The sequence below is a fragment of the Bacillus sp. NMCC46 genome, assembly GCF_002998465.1.
Taxonomy (GTDB): domain Bacteria; phylum Bacillota; class Bacilli; order Bacillales; family Bacillaceae; genus Bacillus.
In genome coordinates, this window is the sequence record NZ_PVQZ01000005.1 from 237873 (window position 1) to 262410 (window position 24538).

Sequence of the window (24538 nt, forward strand, 5' to 3'; positions counted from 1 at the left end):
GAACGGAGAGAATGAAGTGAAGGAAAAACAGCAAGGTGCCCTTTTACAAAAGGGACAGCAGTTCCCGCTTACCATTAAACGCCTTGGCATTAATGGGGAAGGGGTCGGTTATTTTAAAAAGCAAGTGGTCTTTGTCCCGGGTGCGCTTCCAGGCGAAGAAGTGGTTGTGGAAGCAACGAATGTCCAAGCAAAATATGCAGAAGGTACGGTTAGAAAAGTCCGAAAGCGCTCCGAGCATCGAGTGAAACCGCCATGCCCAGTATACGAGCAGTGCGGAGGCTGTCAGCTTCAGCATTTGGCATACGAGCAGCAGCTAAAGGAAAAACGAGATATTGTCATTCAATCAATGGAACGACACACGAAGCTATCGGTCGAAACGCTAGATATTAGACCAACGATCGGCATGGAAGATCCGTGGCACTACCGGAACAAAAGCCAGTTCCAAGTAGGGCGTTCTCACAGCGGTGACATCATTGCTGGACTTTACGGACTGAACTCTCATAAGCTTGTACCGATCAAGGAATGTATCGTGCAGCATCCAAATACGAACAAAACAACGGGCGTTGTCCGCAAAATCTTAGAGAAATTCGGTGTATCGGTCTACAATGAACGGACAAGAAAAGGCGACGTACGCTCAATTGTCGTGCGTGTCGGCTTTGAAACAGGGGAAGTACAAGTCGTCCTTGTCACATCGAAACCTGAATTTCCAAAGAAAAAAGAAATCGCCGAAGCCATTCAAAAACGTCTGCCAGAAGTGACGTCCATTATGCACAATGTCAACGGTGAAAAAACGTCGGTCATCTTTGGCCATAAGACATCTCACCTAGCTGGCAACATGGTCATTCAAGAATTTTTAGGGGACGTCTCCTTTGAACTGAGTGCACGTGCTTTCTTCCAATTGAATCCGAAGCAAACGCTAAAGCTTTACGACGAAGCGAAAAAAGCGGCCAAACTGACTGGCAAAGAAAAGGTTGTCGATGCGTATTGCGGCGTTGGAACGATTGGTATGTGGCTTTCAGATGGCGCCAAAGAAGTACGAGGAATGGATGTCATCAAAGAATCGATTGATGATGCCAAGAAAAATGCCAAAAAACACGGCATGAAAAACGCGACCTATGTGACAGGAACAGCTGAACACTGGCTGCCAAAATGGGTCAAAGAAGGCTTCCGTCCTGACGTCATCGTCGTGGACCCGCCAAGAACAGGCTGCGAGCGCACCTTCTTAGACACTGTCAAACAAGTCAAACCAAAACGCCTTGTCTACGTCTCTTGCAACCCATCGACATTAGCAAAAGACCTCGAATACATGTCAAAAGACTACAAAATCGAATACATGCAGCCAGTGGATATGTTTCCGCAAACGGCGCATGTGGAGACAGTTGTATCGCTCGTGAAAAAATAGACTTTAATCAAGGCTCGAAAATCAATATTAGATTTTCGAGCTTTTTTGTTTTGGGGGCATTTCTTTAATCAGACTTTTTTCTAAATGAATATAAACACTTGTAATATTTAAAATAGTACTATATAGTTCTAATTATGAAAAAAGTAAAATTAATGAATCAAAAACGTGTGCTTGAAGTTGCTGCAACTTTATTTTTAGAAAAAGGATTTGCTTATACAAGCATGGATGAATTAGTACGTGTAAGCAAAGTGTCAAAGTCTAACGTGTATTATCACTTTTCTAATAAGGAGGATTTATTAGAAGGAGTCGTTGATTATTGGATTGAAATGTATCAATCTGCAATTGATGACGTACTATCTCAGAACCAATTTTTAGTTGAAGAACGTATCCAACTGTTTTTAAAGCAATTATCACAAGGAGTTCAATCGAGAGAATATAAGGGGAGCTGTCCATTTATTACTCTTTATATTCAAAGTCCTACACAGGCCACACAAATAAAAGAAAAAATAGGTCTGTTTTTTACAGGATTACAAAAGAAAGTTTCTCTATTACTGAAACAAGGGGTAGAGAATGGAGAATTTAGAAAGACGATTCATATTGATGAGGTTGCATCACTGTTTATTACCAATCTTGAAGGCGCGTTATTTATTTCAGAAACATTGAAGGATGCAACTGTCATTACGAAAACAGCAGATCATATTTTTAACTTGCTTCGATAAAGAAGCTTTTTTTTCACATTAAATTAGTACTGATTAGTACTAAAAGGGAGATTTTTATATGAGAACAGTATTATTAATTGGTGGAACGGGCTTTATTGGAAAGCAATTAGTCGAAGAATTAGCCAAAGAGGATGTGAACATTCTTCTTTTAGTGAGGTCGAAAAGTAAAGCAACACGCATTTTTCAAGAAAGAGGCATTTTAAAAGAAGCAGTGATGCACTTTGTTGAAGGTGATTTGACGAAAATAGATTTAGGGCTAAGTGCTGATGATAAGGAGAGGGTATTGAGAACGGATGTGATGATTCACGCAGGAGGCCCCATGGATATTCAAGCGACAAGTAAAAAGGCAGCTTCCGTCTTTTTAAATGGCGCCAAACATATTAGTGACTTAGCTAAAAGTATTCATCAATTGAAGGGCTTGCAGCAATTTATTCATGTTGTCGGTTATATGAGTCCCTTTGATGATCAAAATAGCAAGATTGAAATTGATGTGTTTAAAGAAGGAAACAGTTATTTGAAAATAAAAAGTCCTTATGAGAGAACAAAATTTTTAGCAGATCTTTATATTCGTCAACAGGCATTAGCAGTAGGTTATCCGCTTTCTGTCATTAATCCGCCAACTGTAGTCGGCAGTAGTAAAACGGGGAGTACAGAGCAGATAGCAGGATTAGGTTTGCTTGTGAAGAGTATGCGAAGAGGGCTCATGCCGGTGATTCCTGGAGGTAAGGACTATAGGTTGCCACTTATTTCAAACGATGAGTTTGCGAGGTTTATTGTGCAGGTTTTCAGATTGGAGCAGTCGGCTATTCAAACATATACACTTGTTGAAGACAAACAGAACGATCAGAACTTTGCTGAATTATTAAGTATGATGTCAGAAAGTATGAATATGAGGGCACCAAAAATCTCTGTCCCAATGCCACTGATGAAAGCTATAATGAATAGTGGCGTAAGTAAAATAACAAACATTCCTTCTGATGGACTGAACTTTATGACAAAACGAACATTTTCAAATGTTGCAGCGAAAAAAATAATGGGAGAAGATTGGTTTAAGAAGACGAGTGTCATGAAATTTTTCCCTGCTGTAGTAGCTGATCTGGATTATCGAATGATGAATCAAAATGGTAAGGATCATCATTTATTTAAACGAACATTATGTGATAACACGACTCTTTATCAATTACAAGGAGAGGGTAAACCTTTTATTTTATTACATGGTTTATTGAGTGATGGAGAGGATTTATTCCCTCTAGCACAAGAGCTACATGAAAAAACGGGTCAACCTGTATGGATCTTGGATCTTCCAGGTTTGGGACGATCTCCTTTTAAAAGAGAGAAACATCTTCTAGATATCTATTTGAATGTCGTGAAAAAGGTATTGGAGAAATCGACGAATGGTGCACATCTAATCGGCCATTCATTCGGTGCGTATATTCTTCTGGAAGCATTGGTACAAGAGTACATCGATAAGAAGTATTCAATCACTTTACTTCAGCCACCTGTTGATAAGAAAAAAACTGCATCGCGAAATGTTCCTCAATTTATGAACAAATGGACATTGAAATGGGCAACGACTAATATGATAGGGCGTTATGTATTAAGTAATGGTTTGTTTGAAAATACGGAGAGCATCCCTGGACATTATATTGAAAAAGTCAGAAATAGTTTTACATCTCCTAGAATATTAAATACGACGGTTCAGCTTAACAGCTTACTACAGAAATTCGATCAAGATGATTTCAATGAGGTCACAAAGGATCATCTTCATATGATTTGGGGGGTCTATGACAAAGGCTATTCTGCCCCATCGCATCTTGGTAAAGTTGATTTTGTTCCATATGGTCATCATTTCCCACTTAGCCATCCGAGTCAAACGGCAGCATTGGTCATAAAGCAGATGAGGGTATGGGATAAATAAAAGGTTTAAGGGAGACCAGCGTGGCTAAAAAATTTCAATAGTAGAATACTTGATGAATTCGCGAGAAACAAAGTGAACCATATAAATGAAATAGAGGAGGATGAGAATGAGCCAATTCGATAATCTAACAAAATACATACCGCTGCTTCAGGAAGATCCTATTGGAGAATGGGTCATCGATCAAGAAAATGATGGCACAGCTGAACATCCGATTCAGATGCCCTTTGTGAATTATTCCGAAACGGTTCGTCACTTGATCGAAGATGTTTATACCTTTGCAAAACAACATCAAGAGCTGGAGCTTACCCGCTACAGAGAGATCCTCAAAGAAAATGGGATTGAAGGTGGACCGAACGATATCGAGAATGTGGACACTTCAAATTTAAATGCGCAGTGTGTGCTTGCTCTCATGATGGGGGTTGTGAGAGCCGAACGGTTTAGCGAGGGTGCCATATTCAAATTCTTTAAAAGCGGAGCTATTGTAAAGTGCCTGGAAAGATTGGATTGTTTGGAGTGATCAAATGAAAAGTAAAACAGATGCAGCCAACACTTTTCCACCTATGAAAATAGAAGAAATTGATAACATTTTATTAAATGCTCTTGATGCGTATAAAATCCATTTTACAAGATCCCTATTGTCCTGATAAAAGTGATATTCACAGTGTGTATGTCATCTATAAAAAGTCTATACTCAATTTACTTGAAGGTAGGATTCGTTCTATTCATAGTCATGAATTCATGAATGCTAAGAAAAAGGATCGAGCGATTTCTAAAGAAGATATTGAATATGCACTAGAGATGGCTACAGTTGTGGTTCTTGCAAGTGAAAATAGTGGAGTACTGACAAATTATTTTTATAGCGGAGTCGGCGAAAGGTTAGATCGTATTTTTAATATATGCTTAGGTTATTCTTCAGATTTACAGAAAATAGAGAACAAAGTAAGATTGCAACGATTTATGAATGATATAAAGATTGTTGAAGAGATGGGATTGTTAGAAAAATTTTAGGATCATGAGCAAAACCTAGATGTTAGAGAAATCTAGGTTTTTTCGCGCTTTTGAAAAATTTATTCAACTTCATGTTGACTTTCCCCTTAACTGAAAGGTTTATACTTTGATCAGATCAACAAAACGGAGGAGATGCAGGATGTTCAAGATCGGCGATTTTTCTATGTTAAGTAAAGTGCCTGTTAAAACCTTAAGATATTATGACCAAATTGATTTATTAAAGCCTAAGCAGATTGATCAAGGTTCAGGATACCGTTATTACTCAGCTGAACAGCTGCTAGAGGTCAATCGAATTTTTCTCTATAAGGAATTAGGCTTTACGTTAAAGCAAATGGCTCAGCTTCTTCGGGAAGATATTTCGGTAGAGCAGATTCAGGGCATGTTTCTGCTGAAAGAAAGTGAGATTCAGCAATTGATCGAGAGAGAACAACAGAAATTAGCGCGTATTAAGGAGCGGATGCACCTCATTAAACGAGAGGGGTGTGTTGAAAAAGAACAGGAGGTCATCATCAAATCTGTTGAAAGCAAAAGCATCATGTCTTTTCAATCCAACGGAACTGTTGACGAAATTCCTTCATTCTTTCAAACGTTTCATCATTTATTACTTAAAAATCAGCAAGAATCGATCTCGGGACCACAAATGGTGCTATGGAGGGAATCATTCGAAAAAGAAAGTGAGTTCGAATTTGAGGTGGGGTATTCCGTCAAAGCGTTAAGGGACACTCTTCCTCAAGGAATCACGATACGTACGTTGCCTGCTGAAGAAACAATGGCGACGCTGTTATTTCATTCACATTCTCCATCCGCACAAACTGCTTGTATTGACCTGGCAACATGGATCGAAAATAACGGATATCGCGTGAAAGAAGACCAGCCGGGCCGAGAGATTTATTACCCATTGTCTAAAAATGAAGAAGGCAGACTCATTGAAATTCAAATTCCTATTATAGATGAAATCAAATCGTAAACATTGCCCAAAGGAGAAACGTCACGATGAAAAACAAAACCGTTGTCTATTTACTTGCTTTAGCAGCCTTTTTAATTGGAACGATTGAATATATCATTACAGGCATTATCCAGATGGTCGCAGATGATTTACATGTCACGACGTCTGCTGCTGGATTATTGGTCACGTCTTTAGCGCTCTCAGCAGCCATCGGCGCACCGATTGTCATTGCACTGACCATCAATATGGACCGCAGAAAAATATTATCATGGATGCTGATCATTTTTATTTTAAGTAATTTCATCACAAGTGTCAGCCATTCGTTTGAAATGGTGATGATGACAAGGATTTTACAAGGAATCAGTGGGGGGACGGCTATTGTAGTGGCAATGGCTGTTGCGACTCGTCTTGTAGAACGTGAAAAAAGAGGAACAGCCATTGGCATCATTTTAATGGGATTAAGCAGCTCCTTGGTTTTGGGCGTTCCCATCGGGACATTTCTAAGCAGTATGATCGGATGGAAAGCATTATTCGCAACCATTGGATTGATCACGCTTATTCCGCTGATTGTTGTGTATAGGCGAATTCCCTCTATGAAAGAACAAGAACCGGTGACACTTGGTATGCAATTATCGATTTTAAAAGATAAGCGAATATTACTTGCGGTGTCAGTGACGCTATTCTATGTAGGTGGATATTCCACGTTATTTACCTATTTAACGCCCTTCCTGCAAGCATCAGCAAACCTTAGTATCACAGAAATCAGTGGCATTTTATTACTAGCTGGAATATGCAGCTTTTTGGGCTCCAGCATTGGAGGGATTGCAGCAGATAAAAAGGGCCCAATATTCACGATTTTCTCTGGAATCATTCTGCAAATCATCATGCTCATGTTGCTAGCATTTGTCACAGGGAATCTCGTGGTCATGGTGGCTGTCATCATGATATGGATGATCGCTACATGGAGCACATCACCAGCTCAGCAGCTATATCTTGTCACACTTGTACCAAAATCTCCTGATATCGCATTAAGTGTCAATACATCATTTATTCAATTCGGATTTGCCTTAGGCTCTGGTGTAGGAGGGATTTTGTTAAGCGAAACATCTATATTAAACCTAAGCTGGATCAGTGCTGGCACGGTTTTCCTCGCTTTACTCATGACCATTCTGATGGTGGCGTTTGACCGTTTTTCTCAGCATAAGAGTTTGAAGGTGATTGAACAAGGAAGCTAACTTAAATTCAATTTTGTATAGAAGGAACTACTTATTTCGGGTAGTTCCTTTTTGATTTGAAGAATGAACCAGTGAAGTTGTTTATTTGCTACAATAGGAGTCAATATCCAAAGGATGAAGGCATCAACAAATTTCTTTTAAAAACGATGAATGTCTAACAAAAGAACTGCTAGACGAGGAGAGAAAATAGAATGCAAATAAGTGAGGATATCATCAATCGAAAAGGCGCTCGAAAGGGGACTGATATCCCTCGTGACGTCTGGACCCTTTTGAATCAGGGAGAGATCGAAAGTGTGAATTTAACTGAATGGCTGGCTGTCAATCATATGACGCTAATACAGCATGTTTTGCCGTCCGTTGGTTTAGACCATTATATAGACGATATTTCATCTGAGATCACTAAACAAAAAGCTGAATCAGGAATGAAAGCAATTCGTCTCATCGGTCAATTGTTAGATGAAGTGCTACACAAAGAGAATGAGGAAAAACAAGCGGAAGTACTACAGGCATTTGCTCACCACGTATCTGATAGCGTTCGCTGTTGGGGTGCTTATATGAACAAACAACGTTTATCAACTCTGGAAGAGAAACTTGCGTACATTCAGCCATTTGCAGCTGATCATCATTTTGGTGTTCGAGAAATTGCGTGGATGTCCGTGAGAGAAAGCCTCAGTCATCAGCTTGATCAAAGTATTGAATATTTAACAGAATGGGCAAAAAGCGGGGATGAAAATCTTCGCCGGTTCTCTGTAGAGGCGATCCGTCCTAGAGGGGTATGGACAAAGCATATTGAGTTATTAAAACAAGAGCCAGAGAGGGCGCTGCCTATTCTAAATTTACTCAAATCCGATCCATCAACATATGTTCAAGATTCTGTAGGAAACTGGCTCAATGACGCTAGTAAAACACAACCAAATTGGGTCATGAACCTTTGCGAACAGTGGTCAAAGGAATCTGATACAAAAGCGACTAGCAGAATTATCAAGAAAGCGAGGAGAACGATTGTGAAGGGGAATCTGTGAATAAGAATATGAATTGAAATTTCTTTATAATACAAAATTCAATAGATCATATAATTTCTGCTGACTAACTCTAAAAATAATATCATTTATAAAGAAAACAATATACAGAGAGAGTGAATAGAACCATTGATGAATCAAGATACTTTTGCTGAATGGTTAAGAACTTATGCAAATATAAAACCATACTCTATAGGAAGATACTCTAAAGCTATTGGTACAATATCATTAGAATTAAGAGATTATGGATTACAGAGTATTAATTTATTTACTTTAACTGATACTGCCTTTATTGATGCAATTCTTAGTAATTCTGAGTTTAAAAAGAAGAATGAAAAAGGACATAGGATGTATAGTGTAGCTTTAAATCATTTGAAAAAATACATTGAGTATTATTATGATTCTGAGTTGCAAGCAGAACTATTTAAAGAGGAGCAGGAATTTGATAAATACCTAATAGAAAATCTCGCTGAAGTAAGTAGTGTTGATATTGAGGATAAGCCGAAAGATAAGCCTAAACATGGGTTAGTGAATAATAAAAAGGTATGGCGTAGAAATCCTGAATATGCAAGTGGAGCTGTAGCTCATGCAAACTATTTATGTGAGTTTGACAATCAACACAAACATTTTATTTCTAAATTTAATGGAGAGAATTATGTAGAGGCTCACCATTTGATACCAATGCAATATCAAGATCAATTTGATCATAGTTTAGACATCCATGCTAATATTGTTTCAATTTGTTTAGTCTGTCATAAAAAAATCCATTATGGACGATTTGAGGATAAGAGAGAAATATTAGATAAACTATTTAACAGTAGGAGACAAAGACTTGTTAAAGGTGGAATAGATATAGAAATTTCACAGTTATACTCTTACTATCAGGATTAAGAAATCTAAGTAAATTATTTCTGGCTTAATTATTCCTATAGCAAAATAGGATGCTAACAGACAAAATTTAATTAATGTCAAAAATACACGCAACATATCATTTAAAGAATGAATTTCAATTGCTCTGCACAAAATAAAGCTTTACATGTTCTATCATCATCATGTAAGATATGGAGAAATTAAAAGCGAAGAAAAGGACATGAGCCATTTTTGCTGGGTACCAGAGAGGGAAGTTACGCTGAAATCTTCCTAACGCAGGAAATGGTCTTACCACCTTTGAGCTGTATTGGGGAAAATTGAAGTATCCAATACCGTCTACGCCACGTTACGGCGCCAGAGCCATAAAGCGAATATGCATTATGGGAATTTGGGTGGAACCACGGATCTCACATTCGTCCCTCTATGAGGGATGGGTGTGTTTTTTTCTTCACTCATATATCATCATTGCTTTGAAAAGGACATGAGCAGCTTTTATCGGTTACCAGAGAGGGAAGTCACGCTGAAATCTTCCTAACGCAGAAAAGTTGTCTTACCACCTTTGAGCTGTATTGGGGAAAATTGAAGTATCCAATACCGACTATGCCGCGTTACGGCACCAGAGCCATAAAGCGAATACGCATTATGGGAATTTGGGTGGAACCACGGATTACACATTCGTCCCTTTATGAGGGATGGGTGTGTTTTTTTATTTCAAAAAAAGAAAGGTGTGTCAGTCATGAGAGAAAAATTGGTGAAGATTCAATTTCCAGATGGAAAGATAAAGGAGTTTTCTGCAGGTACGACTGTCGCAGATGTTGCCTCCCATATTAGCCCGAGTTTAAGGAAAAAAGCAGTGGCAGGAAAGATCAATGATCAATTGGTCGATGTAAGTCACCAGCTGGACAGCGATGCTGGGCTGTCTATTGTCACACTCGATTCAAAAGAAGGGCTTGAAGTGCTGCGCCATACATCTGCACACATATTAGCCCAAGCGGTGAAAAGGTTATACGACAATGTCACACTTGGAATCGGACCTGTTATCGAAAATGGATTTTACTATGATATGAAGCTCAATCAAACATTAAGTGTAGAGGATTTGGCTGTAATTGAAAAAGAAATGGAAAACATCATAAACGAGAATCATCTCATCCAAAGAAAAGAGGTATCTTACAAAGAAGCTGAATCGTTGTTTGCACATGATCCATATAAGCTGGATATTTTAAAAGGTCTACCCTCTCAAGAAGCCATCACAGTTTATCAGCAAGGAGAATTTATTGACTTGTGCCGTGGACCACATTTACCTTCTACTGGGTACTTAAAGTCATTTAAACTAACACGTGTTGCAGGGGCTTATTGGCGGGGAGACAGTCATCAAGATGTATTGCAGCGAGTGTATGGTGTAGCGTTTCAACATTCAAAACAACTAGCTGAATATCTTCATTTCATGGAAGAAGCAAACAAGCGTGATCACCGAAAATTAGGGAAACAATTATCACTATTTATGTTTTCAGAAGAAGCGCCAGGTATGCCGTTTTATTTACCAAAAGGTCAGCTTGTCAAAAATGAATTAATGGCTTTTTCTAGAGAAGTGCGAGGCAAAGCGCAATATGAAGAAGTGAGCACACCGTTTATGATGAACCAAGAGCTTTGGGAAAAGTCGGGACACTGGGATCATTATCATGAAAATATGTATTTCTCAGAAGTAGACCATACAAGCTTTGCTTTAAAGCCGATGAATTGTCCAGGACATATGCTCATGTTTAAAAATAGCTTATATTCATACAGAGACCTTCCGATCAGGATGGCTGAATTTGGTCAGGTGCATCGTCATGAATTTAGCGGAGCATTAAATGGATTGTTCAGGGTCAGGACATTTTGCCAAGATGATGCCCATATTTTTTTGAGAGAAGATCAAATTGAAGCTGAAATCAAGCGGATTTTCCAATTAGTTGATCATGTGTATCGGACATTTGGGTTTGAGTACTCTGTGGAACTATCCACTCGTCCTGAAAAAGCGTTAGGCGATGATCCCATTTGGGATATCTCTGAATCAGCGCTAAAGAATGTGCTTGATCGGCTAAAAGTCGATTATCAGCTAAATGAAGGAGATGGGGCATTTTATGGCCCGAAAATCGATTTTCATATAAAAGATGCCTTGCAGCGGAGCCATCAGTGCGCCACAATTCAGCTAGATTTTCAAATGCCTGAGAAATTTGATTTAACATATATCAATGAAAAGAATGAAAAGGTACGGCCAGTTGTGATTCACAGTGCCATTTTCGGTTCTCTTGATCGTTTCCTTGGCATTCTCATTGAGCATTTTGCAGGCGCCTTCCCGTTATGGCTGGCACCAGTGCAAGTACAAATCATCCCTGTCTCAATGGTTCACCTTGATCACTGCCTGGAGGTGCAGCAGCAATTAAGAAGTATCGGAATAAGAGTGACAATAGATGAACGGGATGAAAAACTCGGCTATAAAATGAGAGAAGCACAAATACAAAAAATCCCTTATATCGCTGTCATTGGCGATACAGAAATGCAAGAAAAAACACTGAACATCAGACAGCATGGAGAAAAGACATCTAGACAGCTGTCTATTGATGACTTTCAACATCTGGCAGCTCAACAAATAAAAAACAGAACAGCTGCTCAAATATGATGTGCTGATTTCATGAAGAAAGATAAGACGTTCATTGAATGATGGGCGTCTTTTCATTTGCGAAAAAAGCCGAATTGACAGTAGAAAGGGAAAATATGAAACATTTTTTCAGTGAAATCGTAATAAAGATAGAGCGTTCAACAGAAACATTTAAAACGGAGAGGAGTATTGCATGGAACAAGCTGCACTGAAAAAGATGAGGACGAAACAAATAGCTGTCTCTAATTTAATAGCCGCTATCATAATCGTCGCTTTTTTTATGTTGATCCAAATTGTTGAAATTCGATTTACACATTTCTTTCTTTGTTTAGGAATTTTAATGCTCCTTCAAAGCATTTATGGTTTTATTAAAAAAGGATCAACAAAGTCTTTCATTCCAATTTTCGAGCAGATAGCTATTTATGAAAAAGAAAAATTGGGGAAAGAGTGGGAGAAAGAACAGAAGATGGATAATGTTTGGAAACTGATATTGAGTGGGCTTATGTTCTTTCAGTCTTTAGCTTCCAAGATGTATCGAACCCATTCTTTGATATCCAACCTATATTTCTACTTTTCTTATTGATTATGGCTCTAGCTCTTATCAATATTAGCATGCTTTTTCGCTTTAGAAAAATCGACCGATCTACTGAAGTCGAATTAACAGGCTATACAAAAGAGTCAAACATAATGGGAATCGCTTTAGGATTCTTGACTGTGATCGTCATCTTCATCTTTATCGTTATTTTTGTTCTTCCATAAAATTTAACCATTTTGAGGTGAATCCATTGAATGCAAACATACAACAATTGATTGATCAGACAAAGGCGAAATTTGGCTTAGATCTTTATCATCTAAAAAGACACAGCTTTCATCGTTACGTCAATATGTTTAATGAAACGATTTATACATTCAATATGGAATGGTTCCCCTCTCATGAAGCTGAACCTGAGGACGACGATGTCAACCCAGACGGCACAGCCATTATTGAAGTGAATTTGAATAAAGGACAGGTGGAAACAGTTATTTTTGTCATGGACAAAACCTATGCGCAGCATGGTGTCACATTTAAGAGACCATATCCAGCTCATGTCATTCAATGGATCGAACAAGAAACAGGGTTGATCTATGGTGAGCATTTTCACATGCATCAGAAGGAAAAAGGGGGACTTTTTTTCGAAGAAGCAATAGATGGCGTGAAAGTGACGCCTTCAGGCAGAATTGAGGTGAAATGGGATGAACATGGACAGCTCATGTACTTTACACACCACGGCCCATTTTTAGCCAAAACATTACTGAGAACTGAGGAATATGTGCTTTCTATTGATAAGCTGGAGAACTTAGCCGAGCAGCAAGTGCAACAGTTTCAATGGCCTTCCTTCGAGCACAATCGAATTCGAGCAATTTATGCATTAGAAGAAATCTATGTCAAGAACGATGGAACAGGAACGCTTCCGTTTGAACTTGGGCGTGGAGAAACGCATTGTATACACATGAATGAGATCATTGAGTGGAATGAACCGTTAAACAATGCCTTTGAAAAAAAGGAAATGAATATCCATGAGGACATTTCAGCTGAACAAGCTTTCTCATTGGAGCCTTCACCGGATACCATCCCGATATCAAAAGAAGAGCAAGCTGAGTGTATCAAAGCAATCCGAAGATTCTTGGCGCAAAAATATCCAAAGGATACAGGGAAGTGGGTTCTGAAAACACTCCAACGTGATCATGGATACATCCATGCGATATTAAAAACGAACGGGCAAGAAGGCAGTGGGTTTATGGACAAGATCAAGGTCTTCATTGACGCCAGCTTGTTTGAAGCCGTTAATTACATAGATAAAAAAGAAATGTTTCAAGTGTGCGGGATACTCAATCCTTCTCAAGCAGCAAGTGAAATTTCTGTATCTCAGAAAGAAGCCTTTGAAAAATTGAGAGAACGTCTTGAACTTACACCTATCTACGTCTATGACGAAGTGCAAAAACAATATGTTCTATGCGGAAAGCTCGATTGCCATGATGGTGTTGATGCAGAGAGCGGCGAAGTGTTTTCTTTGAAAGACCTCTCATAATTTCTTAAGGAACAGTGAGGAGCTGTTCTTTTTTGTCTCATTGCACCAATTTTTTGAAGAAATTTGGAATTTTGTAGCAGGAAGTTGTCGTTTCATCACGAAAGAAACAGATAAGAATATGATCATAGGTCCATCGGTTGGAATATAGTAGACGTCATACATAGTAAACACTCCTGACAGTAAAGTTGATCTACAATGCTTTTTGAAGAAAAATGAAATCGTGTCTCTAGTAGTATACGACATTTGGTGGACTGACATCATAGGATGACTTGAACACGTTTGTTTTTAGGTAAGCTTGAAGCCATGATAGAAGAAAGTGAGGATATCTGCCTTGAGTACATTGGAAGTGTTTCGTCAGTTTTTGGTTGACCATTATCCTGCGTTACAAGATGAGCTTTGGCTGAAAGATGTTGATACCCTTCGAATCTCTCCTATTCTTCATCCTTTTCTGAAAAGCAAGCTGCCAGAGGGGATCGAAAAATTCACTTGTGTCCTATTCACGCAGCAGACAGATCAAACTGCTGCACCGCTCAAAGTATACCTTCTATTAGATGAATATGAGCAATCACTTTACGCCATTGATTTGATGAATGAACAAATCGTGCTTCATTAATACAGAAGCAAAAAGCTGCTTGAGAAGCTCTCAAGCAGCTTTTTTTGATGAACATTAGTCGATCATATCAACCAATCTTAGGTGCAAGTTGTCCAATTCTTTCTTTGTTGGAAAAGAGCTGATCAGCAGCGTAGACCGCCCGAATTGAACCGGAAGCTCAGTATCAGTCACAATCATATCAATCCCAAGTTGATCCATCGTTACATCATTTAATGTATTTTCTGGACTTGTAAAAGTGTGAATGAGAGGAGGCACGCTTAATTTAATTAAATCTGTTATAAACAAACTATGATAATAGCCTAATGTTGAAATAACAAATATGTTCAACACGTTTCTCCGCTCCATTTCCAATTGAACAAGCCCTCTCCAGGTAGACGTAATGATACGGATCAATTCCCGTTCATTTTTCACAAAAGAAGCGAGTATATCGTCTGTTTTTAACTCTTGGATGATATGAGTAATCCTCGAATAGAAGTAAGGAAGCTGCTCTTTCACCTCTGATAAATAACTCGATTTCTTTTTGAAAAGGAATCCATCTCTCACGGTAATTTCCTTAGAATACACATAATATTGGAGAAGAACCAGTGTCATCACCTTGCGATTAGCCACCTCTTGATGATAAATCAACTCCAATTGATTGATAAATGAATGAATGGCTTCAAAGAGGCGTGGTGTATGCGATTGAAAGAACGTCAACTTTTCTTCGACAGATTCAATTGATTTAAAGTGGCCAATAGCTGGTTCGATCAATAGTAAAAAGACAAATTCGTGATGATCCAGCGTAATACCAAAAATGTCCTTTGTCATTTGGCAAATGTGCTCTTCCCAGTTTTTGATTTGATTATAGATACCTTTGGCTGTAGAGGTCTGTTTTTCTTCATTCATCGAGTACGTATAATTGCGTCGTATGGTAAAATTTTTCCTCACTCGGTGAATGGAAACACCGAGCCACAGGCAGTATTTATCTATAGCCACATCTGGTACATTGACTTCGAGCACCTGAAATAGCTCTTGTAATAAATCAACTGCGTCTTGCTTTTGAATATCATCGAATGGCCAAAGCCGGCTTCCATACACTTCAAACAAAAACTCAACAAAGAATTGACGAATCTCCTTCTCATTCCCATGGAACTGCATACTATCCGGGCGTAACTCGATGTCATAGGATGTAAGGATCGAATTGATTTTATGAATGGTGTTATACAATGTGGATCTACTAATATTAAGCGTGTCCATCCATTCATAGAAAGACCTGTTTTGTTCGAAAAAAATGCCGTCAATCAATCGAATTTCAATCGTATCTTTTAATATTTCCTTGATATAATAATCCACTCGTATCGTCTGTGTATAACAAATGGATATGCCTTGTCTTGGCTTTATGTGGATTAACGGCTCTCCATTCTCTGTTTTGAACGATTTCATTTGTTCTAAATCGCTTTGAATGGCACGAACCGAACCGATATGTTCATTCGATATTTCTTGAAGGCTCCACCACTTATTTTTGGATACAAGCAGTTTTAAAATTTTTATCCATCTCTTTGATTTATTATCAATGAGCTCCATCAAACAACTAACTCCTTCCCTTGGCTTGCCTCTATATATTATGAAGTTCCGATAAAGAACATGAGATTCTCAAAATAGGCATGAAATGATTGTAATGTTTAGGCTAAATCGTTTTGTCTTCACTTTTGATGATAAAGAAGAAAAAAATTAGACGAAAACAAATGTTATTCGCTGATTCTCCATATTTTTCTTTTAAAAGGTGATAAGTATGCCATGAATCCTATAAAAATGGATCATTTTAGATATTTTGTTTATTTTTTTGCTGCTGAAACGGTAAATGTAAGAATAAAACGGAGCAGCTTTTTGATTACCATATGAAAGGGAGTAGAAAGGAATGCGATCTATATGATGCTGAACTGACTCACCATACATACCATATGATACAAGCTTGTTTCATATGAACGAACCTTATGTGAATACATGCTTATATATGCATGTACACATCATTTGTTGTTCATACCAGTATCAATAAAAATTCACATTTATTCTTTCATGATCCCTCTCACTATTCCCCATTTCTATAGACCCCTATCCCGTTAGTAAACCCACTACTCATAATTGATCAACTCATTTTATTCATAGGGTCTTAAGGTGCAATTTTTAGAAAATATTTGATCAGAAGCGGAGTGATTGATCAGACAGTATACAAATGATTTTTTTATCGTTGTTGAAAATTAATTTTAGAAAAGGGTGGATGTATTGAAAAGAATATTGGCGCTGGCACTTATTACCGTGTTAGTCATTCAGTCTAGTATATTAGGAGTTTTGCCTTTGGCAGGGGCACAAGCAAAAGACATTCAAGAAAACATTTATGGGGATATTGAGTTTGCTGATAGCGAAGGCAACAAGTTATCAAACATGGAAGATCAGCAAGTAAGAAAGGCCACTGTGCATTGGTCTATAAAAGGAATTGATCTAAAAAAGCAATATCCGTATGTACTCTCTCTTCCTTCAGCCATCCAGGTAGAGAAGGAGCAGAAGGAACCAATTACTGTGGGTGACATAGTTGTTGGCGAGTATACTGTTTCAAAACAAAATGAAGTGACGGTGGAATTTAAAGAAGATGTTGAGATCGATCCAAATTTAGAAGGATCAATAGACATCGATGTCACCAGTATAGCTGAGCAAGAAGAGAAAACAAAGCAAAACAAGCGTGAAGAAAGTCTTCCAAAAGATGACTCAGCCTCATCTGAGAAAGACAAAGCTTCTAACAATCAAGAAGCCGCTCAAACGAAACAAAGCGATGAGGATGAATTACTAAAAAACAAAGTGAACGTATCTAAGCGTGTAGGGCTGCAAAGTGTTTCAAAACAAATGCTGATACAAGAAAATCTCCTCACTGATGCGAAATTGATATTTGAAGATCAGGAAGGAAATTCAGTTGATAGGCCTGATATCAACTCGCTGATTTCCATTAACTATAAGTGGGCCATCCCGAATGGGCATAGCTATAATGGCGGGGATGAATTCCATTTCAAGGTTCCAGAGGAATTAGTGATTTACGAAAAAATCGATCGTCTCGAGATGAAATTTAATCAAGCAACCATTGGTTATTTTTCTGTAGATGAAAGTGGAAATGCCTCCATCGAATTCACTAACTTTATCAAACAATATTCAAATATCCATGGAACACTTCAAGTGTGGACGCAATTAGATAAAAAAACTGTCATTACTGAAGAAAAAGAAGTGGTCATTACTCCAATTGAAGGCAAAGATACGATATCGATCCCGATTCAATACATTCCAAATGGTCCAAACGTCTCTAAAAAGGGAGAACCAAATCGATTTTACAATGCTGAAACCATTCAATGGATAGTCGATTTTAATATGGACTTAGACGATGTGAAACAAGCGAGTCTTTTAGATCCGATTCAAGAAGGTCAAGCGTTAAAGAAAGATTCAATCAAGCTTTATCGTGTTGATACAAAGCTAAATGGTGAAACATCGATTGGTCAGCAGCTTGACGAAAACCACTACACCATCGGCCAAACAGCAGATGGTCAAGATTTCACGATTGAATTTAAAGATGACGTGCATCTAGCTTACCGTTTAATGTATGAAACGGACATTACGAATCAAGATCAGTCTGCGTTTCGTAATAAAGCGTCCCTTGTCTCTGCTGATAAAGTGATTAGTTCAGCAGAAGGAACAGTGAATGTGACTAGAGGCAGTCCTTTAAATAAAAAAGCCGCCCACTACGACCCAGTCACACAAACAATTACGTGGGAAATTCGTTATAACTATAACGAAAAAAAGATGGCTAAAAAGGATGCTTTGTTAGAAGACTTCTTTAATGGCACACAGGCGCTGATATCCGATTCATTTCAAGTCAAGGAAGTCACAATTGATCAGAATGGCAAAGAATCAGGAACAAAAGCGTTTGGAAATTATGTGGTTCAACCTCAAAAAAAGGATGAACAAAACGGGTTTACCTTGCAATTCAATCAAGATATTCAATCGGCTTATCTCATCACATATCAAACAAAAGCAACCGAGCGGATTTTTGAAGCTGAAGAGATTATCAATACTGTAACAGCTGGCAAAGAGAGCAAACAAGGGAAGCAAAGAATTGACCAGCAAATCCTAACGAAAAATCATGGAACACCGAATTACAAGAACAAGACCATTCCATGGCGTATCACCTTCAACAAAGATCAACAAACCATGAACAACCTGATATTAAAAGATACGTTTACAAACGAAGGATTGACGCTGCAAAAAGATAGTTTAAAAGTGACGACAGGAAATACATTGCTTGAAGAAGGCACAGATTATCAAATAGTTGAACATGCAAATGGATTTGATATTCAATTTACGAAAGAAATAAAGACAGAACATACAGTCACATATACAACGTCTTTTGATTATGAAAAAAGAGCAGATAAAGATCAAAAGAATCTGCGTAATCATGTAAAGCTTGAATGGGTAAATGAAGATGGCAAGGATTTGACGAAGGAAAATCAGTCTGTCTTCACGCCTGACACATACACGCAGTCAAATGGGTTCAAGAACGGAACATATGATGCAAAGAAAAAAGAGATCACCTGGAATATCGGTGTGAACTATAACTTGAAACATTTAGAAGAGGCGAAAATCGAGGATTTCATTCAAGGAAATCAGCGTTTGCTTAAAGATTCAATCACCATCTACTCGCTTGATTTACATGGCGGGGAAAATGGAGCAGAAGAAAAAGAGGTATTAGCGAAAGAACATTATGACATCAAATTCCTTGAAAATGAAAAGGGAGAATCAGGCTTCGAAGTCATTTTCAAAAATGCCATTGATTCCCCATACAAAATCACGTATCAAACAAGTGTTGAAGGAATGGATTTAGTACAGAAAACCTACGAAAATAAAGCGGCCCTTTATGATGGAAAGACGAAAGAATCAGATGTGAACGCTGTAGTGTCCATTCCAAATGGAGGGAAATACACGAGCAAATCAGGAAATCAGCAAGGGAAAGTTATTGATTGGAAACTGAATATCAACTTTGGTCAATCAACAGTCCAAGATGCGACGATTATAGACCATCCGAGCAGTAACCAAGCCATAATAGAAAACTCATTTCATCTCTATTCGACGACAATAGATGAAAAGGGGCAAGTGACCAAAAAGGAAGAGCTGGAAAAAGGGAAGGATTATGAGCTAGACCTTGAATTCGATCCAGACTCTTTTCAAATCAAATTTAAAGAAGAAATCACCAGACCATATATTTTAGAATATCAATCTCTCATTTTAGATAAGGTGGGAAGTACACTTCATAACGAAGTAACGTTTAGAGGTGAAAATGTAAAAGAAATAAAAAAGGAATCCGAAGCCTCAATTGTGGTAAAACGCACCGCTGGCATGGGAGATGGCACGGGAGCGATTGGCGCTTTAACCATTAAAAAGGTAGATGCGAGTAGTGGAAAAGTGCTAAAAGGAGCAAGCTTTTCTCTGACAGATGCTGCGAGCGGTATCGTCATTGGAACAAAGGCAACAGATGAAGAAGGAGCTCTTCGATTTGATCGTCTCTTGTATGGTGACTATATAGTGACAGAAGTGAAAGCACCTGATGGTTATATGAAGAACAAGGAACCGATCCATGTAACGATTGATCAGCCTTACGAATCAGGAGATCAAGCGAAAACAGGAAATAGCATGACGGTGCAGAACCAAGAAATCCGCCAGCATGTCAAGTTAACAAAAAAAGACAAAGAGACGGGTGCAGCATTAGAGAATGCAGAATTTGAACTAAAAAATGAATCTGGAGATACCGTCCAAACCCATTTGAAAACGGACGAAAAAGGAGAAATTCTTTTCAAACATCTTGAGCCAGGTTCCTATTATTTCGTTGAGACAAACGCACCGAAAGGCTATCAATTAAATCAGCAAAAATGGCCGTTCACAATTAAAGAGAATCAAACAGAAACAACGACTGTAACCGCAGTAAATGACATGATAAAAGGCTCTGCAGAATTGAGCAAAATAGGCGAAGGCGGAGAGAGACTAGAAGGTGCACAATTCAAGCTCTTAGATCAAGATGGGCATGAGCTAAAAGATTCGCTTGTCACAGGAGAAAATGGCAAGATCACGATAAACGAACTAAGACCGGGTACGTATCAGCTCATTGAAACAAAAGCACCTGATGGTTATGTATTAGATGAAACGCCAATCAAATTTGAAATACCACTCGATCCAAAGGAACCGGTCATCATTTCGAAAAAGAACCTATATGAAACAAGTGCATTAGAAGTGATGAAAGAAGGAGAAGATGGCAAGAAGCTTCAAGGTGTTCGATTTGAAGTCATGGATCAAAATGACGAAGTCGTGCGTAAAGATTTGACAACAGATGAAGATGGGAAGCTTTTGATCGACAACCTCAAACCGGGCAAATATCAGCTCGTGGAGACAGAGAGTATTGATGGTTACCAAAAGAAAAATAAACCTTATCCTTTTACCATCGAAATCGCACAAAAAACTCAGGCAGAGATAAAAGTAATCAATGATCTTAAAACTGGAGCTGTCCAGCTCACGAAGCTCGGTGAAAAGAATGATGTGCTTAAAGGAGCAGAATTCAAGCTTTTAGATGCAAATGGAAAAAAGATTGAAACGGGTCTCGTCTCAGATCAGAACGGGCAGATCACAATCAGCGATCTTAAACCTGGAACCTATCAGTTTGTTGAAACGAAGGCTCCATTCGGTCATGAGCTTGACGAAACACCTGTCACTTTTGCTATTCCATTTAACCCACAGAAGCTGGTCAGTGTCACAAAAGAAAATAGCCGCACAACAGGCGGAGTGCTGTTGCACAAAAAAGGCGAAGATGGGAAATCTTTAGAAGGGGTTGTCTTTGATCTATCTGATGCTAAAGGAAAGATAGTGGCAGGAGGAGAAGGGATTACAACCAATCAGGATGGAAAAATCACCTTCACAGGTCTAAAACCTGGAACCTATCAATTTGTTGAAAGAAAGAGTCTTGAAGGCTATGAATTGAATGCGAAACCACTTGTCTTTCAAGTTGAATTAGGTCAAAAAAAGTTGATTCAAGTGGAGGCAATCAATCAGCTCAAGAAAGGTTCTGTAGAACTAACAAAAATAGGGGAAGAAAAAGAAAGATTGAAAGGCGCAGAATTTACACTTTTCAATGACGATGGTAAAGAATTGATGTCAGGTTTAACAACCAACGAGAAAGGCATCATCACTGTAAACGATTTGAAACCAGGCGCTTACCAATTGGTTGAAACGAAAGCACCTTTTGGACATAAACTAGATGCAGAACCAGTAGACTTTAAGATTGATTTCAACCCAAATCAACTGGTGAAAGTGACAAAAGAAAATATTCGGACGACAAGTGCTGTGAAGCTTCAGAAAAAAGGGGAGGATGGACAGTTGCTCGCTGGGGTGACCTTTGACCTGATTGATGAGCATGATCAGCGTATTCAGAAAGACTTAAAGACAGACAAAAACGGTCAACTGACAGTCGATCAACTGAAACCAGGAACCTATCAATTTGTCGAAACAGCAAGCATTGCCGGCTATGAATTGGATCAGACACCTGTCTCATTTACGATTCGTTTAGGTCAAGACAAACCAGCAAAAGTAGAAATGATCAACAAACTGACGCCGGGGGCAGTGGAACTGACCAAAGTGGATGATGAGGGATATACGCTGGAAAATGCAGAGTTTGCTCTTCTGAGTAAAGAAGGGAAAACGTTGAAGACATCACTTGTAACGGACCAAAAAGGAAAGCTCCACATCAACCATCTAAAACCGGGAGAATATCAATTCGTTGAAACGAAAGCACCTCACGGCTATCAATTGGATGATCAGCCGATCCCGTTTACAATTGAGAAAAATCAGCAGAAGCCACTTCAATTAACAGCGAAGAATCACTTGATCTTAGGAAGTCTGCGTATCATAAAGGTAGACCAGCAGACAGATAGAACCTTAAAAGGTGCAGCCTTTGACATTCGTACAAAAGCCGGGAAAACCATAAAATCTGTGACAACAGGAAAAGACGGAGAAGCCATTGTAAAAGGGCTTAAACCTGGTGAGTATATACTGACAGAGACGAGAGCTCCAGATGGTTATGTAGCTTTAAAGAAGCCGCTCATCTTTACAATTCAAATGGGCGAAGTGGAGATCAAGACAATGATTGTGAAAAATGCACCAGTAGAGAATGAAGAGGACCACACGAATCCTCCAGCCTCACCTAAAGGTGATCAACATCCGCCTCATGACTCAAACGGTGAGCTGCCAAAGACTGGAGAAGAATGGCTGCGTTATTTGATGTATGCAGGGATTTTACTAGTAGCTTCTGGAACTGTTCTTCTTGTTGTCAGAAGAAGAACCATTCAGTAAAAGGAAGGAACGAGTGTATTGATGAAAAAAAGAACCTTATTAGGCAGCTTTTTGGTGTTCACAGGGCTGATGCTCATCTCCGTTCCTTTTATATATGAGTGGCGAACTTCTCAAGAGACAGCGGCAATGGAACAGGCATTAAAGATGATAGAAGAAAATGACAGTGATGCCCTTTCTTCTATTCCACATCTAACTGTGTCAGAAGAAGACCTTCGAGATGTAATGGAGCTAGAGATCCCGTCAATTGATTTAAACGAAAAAGTGCTTCCTGTTACATCAAAAGAAAATTTAGGTATTGCACTGACTCAGATCAAATCTCATCAAATGCCAGGTGAAGGGAATTTCACGATTGCAGGCCATAGAGGGTATAGAGGCGATCGGCTTTTCAGGCAGCTGCCAGAGGTGCCGAAAGGAGAAAAAGTCGTCTTACATTATCAAGCGGAAACATACGAATATAAAATTGTCAGCTCAGCTACGATTGAACCGACGGATATTGATGTACTAAAGGATCGCGGAAAAAATGAACTGACATTGATCACTTGTACTCTTGATGGTCAGAAACGATTTGTCTTAAAAGGAATACGAATCAATGCTTCAAAGGGTGAGCAACCGTCGGATGTATAACACCAACATAATAGATGATGGGTACAATCGAAGAGCAGCGTTGACGACCGACATGTTACACCAATTGTTATCAGAGCATTATCCAACTTTAAAAAACGAACGTTGGGATGTTGATGTAGATACAATTCGGACTTCGCCTATTCTTCATCCTATATTAAAAAGAAAGCTACCAATTGGTATCGAAAAATTCACCTGTGTCTTGTTCACGCAGCAAACAGCCGTTTTTGGAGAGCCTTTGATTGTGTACTTTTTATTAGATGAAAAAGTCGAATCGATTTACGCAATGGATCTCTTGCTCGAGCAGCAAGATACCCATTAAACGAGAAACAAAAAAGGAAGGGGCTTTGACTCCCTTCCTTTTTTGTTATTCAATTACGCAAACAACTTCAGCCCAACGACGCCAATCACAATCAGCAGCAAGCTGAGGATACGAATCATGTTTTTCGGCTCTTTAAATAGAATCATATTAAACAAGACAGAGCCCGCCGTTCCAAGTCCAATCCAGACCGTATAGGCAACGGATACTTGTACGGAAGAGAACGAGGCGTATAAAAACAAAAAGGATAAGGCAAATCCGCCAACAAATAAAATGCCTGTCGTGATTTGCTTTTTCTTACTGAACATATTGAGACCAATGGTTCCGCCAATTTCAAAGGCAGAGGCTAACAGCACAAAAAACCAGCCCATTTATACCGCTTCTCCTTTCTGCTCATGTGCATCCCCATCAGACACTTTCAGTCCAATAATGCCGAGAATTAAAATGCCCATAAATAAGAGCTTTTCTAATGAAAACGAACCGCCAAACAGCGCATAATCCATCAAAGACGTACCAATCGTTCCAACTCCGGCAAACACGGCGTACACGGTGCCTGTCGGCAGCTTCTCGCAGGCTTTCATTAAAAAATAAAAATCAACCGGGATCAGGCAGATAATGATCGCCCACTCCCACACAGCATCAGCTTTATTTAAACCAAACACCCAAAGTAATTCGAATAAACAAGTGAGTGCGACATACATCCAGCTTTTTTTCATCGTATTTCCTCCTAAAACTAAAAACTGACGATTCGTCAT

Annotated in this window: 19 protein-coding genes and 2 other annotated features; of the genes, 16 read left to right on the forward strand and 3 right to left on the reverse strand. The window is 38.8% G+C overall.

Annotated elements, in window-relative coordinates:
* The first annotated feature begins 16 nt into the window (after positions 1-16).
* From rlmD to C6Y01_RS15155, 13 genes are all read left to right on the forward strand, one after another.
* Positions 17-1402 carry a 23S rRNA (uracil(1939)-C(5))-methyltransferase RlmD gene (gene rlmD, locus C6Y01_RS15095; protein ID WP_034665094.1) on the forward strand — a complete coding sequence of 462 codons (1386 nt, stop codon included), beginning with the start codon at positions 17-19 and terminating at the stop codon, positions 1400-1402.
* A 152-nt stretch (positions 1403-1554) separates the two neighbouring features.
* Entirely contained in the window at positions 1555-2121 is a 567-nt protein-coding gene (locus C6Y01_RS15100) for a TetR/AcrR family transcriptional regulator (protein WP_034665091.1), read from the forward strand.
* A 58-nt stretch (positions 2122-2179) separates the two neighbouring features.
* Positions 2180-4039 (forward strand): alpha/beta fold hydrolase, encoded by a 1860-nt coding sequence (locus C6Y01_RS15105; RefSeq protein ID WP_106038433.1) that lies wholly within the window; start codon positions 2180-2182, stop codon positions 4037-4039.
* Positions 4040-4145: 106 nt separating this feature from the next.
* Positions 4146-4556, forward strand: coding sequence for a DUF6508 domain-containing protein (locus tag C6Y01_RS15110; protein WP_034665085.1), 411 nt, complete (start codon positions 4146-4148; stop codon positions 4554-4556).
* A gap of 146 nt (positions 4557-4702) precedes the next feature.
* The gene (locus C6Y01_RS15115; RefSeq protein ID WP_223249935.1) at positions 4703-5047 is read left to right on the forward strand and encodes a hypothetical protein; all 345 of its coding nucleotides are present in this window, start codon (positions 4703-4705) and stop codon (positions 5045-5047) included.
* Positions 5048-5186: 139 nt separating this feature from the next.
* Entirely contained in the window at positions 5187-6014 is an 828-nt protein-coding gene (locus C6Y01_RS15120) for a MerR family transcriptional regulator (RefSeq protein WP_106038434.1), read from the forward strand.
* A 26-nt stretch (positions 6015-6040) separates the two neighbouring features.
* Complete coding sequence (locus C6Y01_RS15125; protein WP_106038435.1) at positions 6041-7228, forward strand: MFS transporter; 1188 nt, start codon at positions 6041-6043, stop codon at positions 7226-7228.
* A gap of 191 nt (positions 7229-7419) precedes the next feature.
* Positions 7420-8250, forward strand: a complete 831-nt coding sequence (locus C6Y01_RS15130; protein WP_106038436.1) for a DNA alkylation repair protein — start codon at positions 7420-7422, stop codon at positions 8248-8250.
* A 126-nt stretch (positions 8251-8376) separates the two neighbouring features.
* Positions 8377-9138: an HNH endonuclease gene (locus C6Y01_RS15135; RefSeq protein ID WP_142394367.1), complete on the forward strand. Its 762-nt coding sequence runs from the start codon at positions 8377-8379 to the stop codon at positions 9136-9138.
* Between the two features lie 179 nt (positions 9139-9317).
* Positions 9318-9541, forward strand: a binding site (T-box leader).
* Positions 9542-9578: 37 nt separating this feature from the next.
* Positions 9579-9803 (forward strand) — a binding site (T-box leader).
* A gap of 50 nt (positions 9804-9853) precedes the next feature.
* Positions 9854-11776 carry a threonine--tRNA ligase gene (gene thrS / locus C6Y01_RS15140; RefSeq protein WP_034665240.1) on the forward strand — a complete coding sequence of 641 codons (1923 nt, stop codon included), beginning with the start codon at positions 9854-9856 and terminating at the stop codon, positions 11774-11776.
* A 456-nt stretch (positions 11777-12232) separates the two neighbouring features.
* The gene (locus tag C6Y01_RS19175; RefSeq protein WP_223249936.1) at positions 12233-12514 is read left to right on the forward strand and encodes a hypothetical protein; all 282 of its coding nucleotides are present in this window, start codon (positions 12233-12235) and stop codon (positions 12512-12514) included.
* Between the two features lie 17 nt (positions 12515-12531).
* Positions 12532-13824 carry a hypothetical protein gene (locus tag C6Y01_RS15150; protein ID WP_223249937.1) on the forward strand — a complete coding sequence of 431 codons (1293 nt, stop codon included), beginning with the start codon at positions 12532-12534 and terminating at the stop codon, positions 13822-13824.
* Between the two features lie 331 nt (positions 13825-14155).
* On the forward strand, positions 14156-14437 hold the full coding sequence (locus tag C6Y01_RS15155) for a hypothetical protein (RefSeq protein ID WP_003217864.1): 282 nt from the start codon (positions 14156-14158) through the stop codon (positions 14435-14437).
* 54 nt (positions 14438-14491) lie between these two features.
* Here the strand turns inward: C6Y01_RS15155 and C6Y01_RS15160 are convergent, their stop codons facing one another.
* Positions 14492-16000, reverse strand: coding sequence for an AcpB/EbpR/MafR family transcriptional regulator (locus C6Y01_RS15160; protein WP_106038439.1), 1509 nt, complete (start codon positions 15998-16000; stop codon positions 14492-14494).
* Between the two features lie 690 nt (positions 16001-16690).
* On the opposite strand from C6Y01_RS15160, the gene C6Y01_RS15165 reads away from it, so the two are divergent.
* From C6Y01_RS15165 to C6Y01_RS15175, 3 genes are read left to right on the forward strand one after another with little or no spacing between them, the layout of a single operon-like run.
* Entirely contained in the window at positions 16691-22843 is a 6153-nt protein-coding gene (locus C6Y01_RS15165; protein WP_223249938.1) for a SpaA isopeptide-forming pilin-related protein, read from the forward strand.
* 21 nt (positions 22844-22864) lie between these two features.
* Positions 22865-23467, forward strand: coding sequence for a class D sortase (locus C6Y01_RS15170; protein ID WP_095286111.1), 603 nt, complete (start codon positions 22865-22867; stop codon positions 23465-23467).
* Positions 23460-23786, forward strand: a complete 327-nt coding sequence (locus C6Y01_RS15175; protein WP_034665060.1) for a hypothetical protein — start codon at positions 23460-23462, stop codon at positions 23784-23786. The genes C6Y01_RS15170 and C6Y01_RS15175 overlap by 8 nt, the downstream gene beginning before the upstream one ends.
* A 53-nt stretch (positions 23787-23839) precedes the next feature.
* Here C6Y01_RS15175 and C6Y01_RS15180 read toward each other — a convergent pair whose 3' ends face one another.
* Positions 23840-24154, reverse strand: a complete 315-nt coding sequence (locus tag C6Y01_RS15180) for a DMT family transporter (protein ID WP_034665057.1) — start codon at positions 24152-24154, stop codon at positions 23840-23842.
* Positions 24155-24499 (reverse strand): DMT family transporter, encoded by a 345-nt coding sequence (locus tag C6Y01_RS15185; protein ID WP_017358819.1) that lies wholly within the window; start codon positions 24497-24499, stop codon positions 24155-24157. It abuts the gene before it with no gap.
* Between the last annotated feature and the right edge of the window lie 39 nt (positions 24500-24538).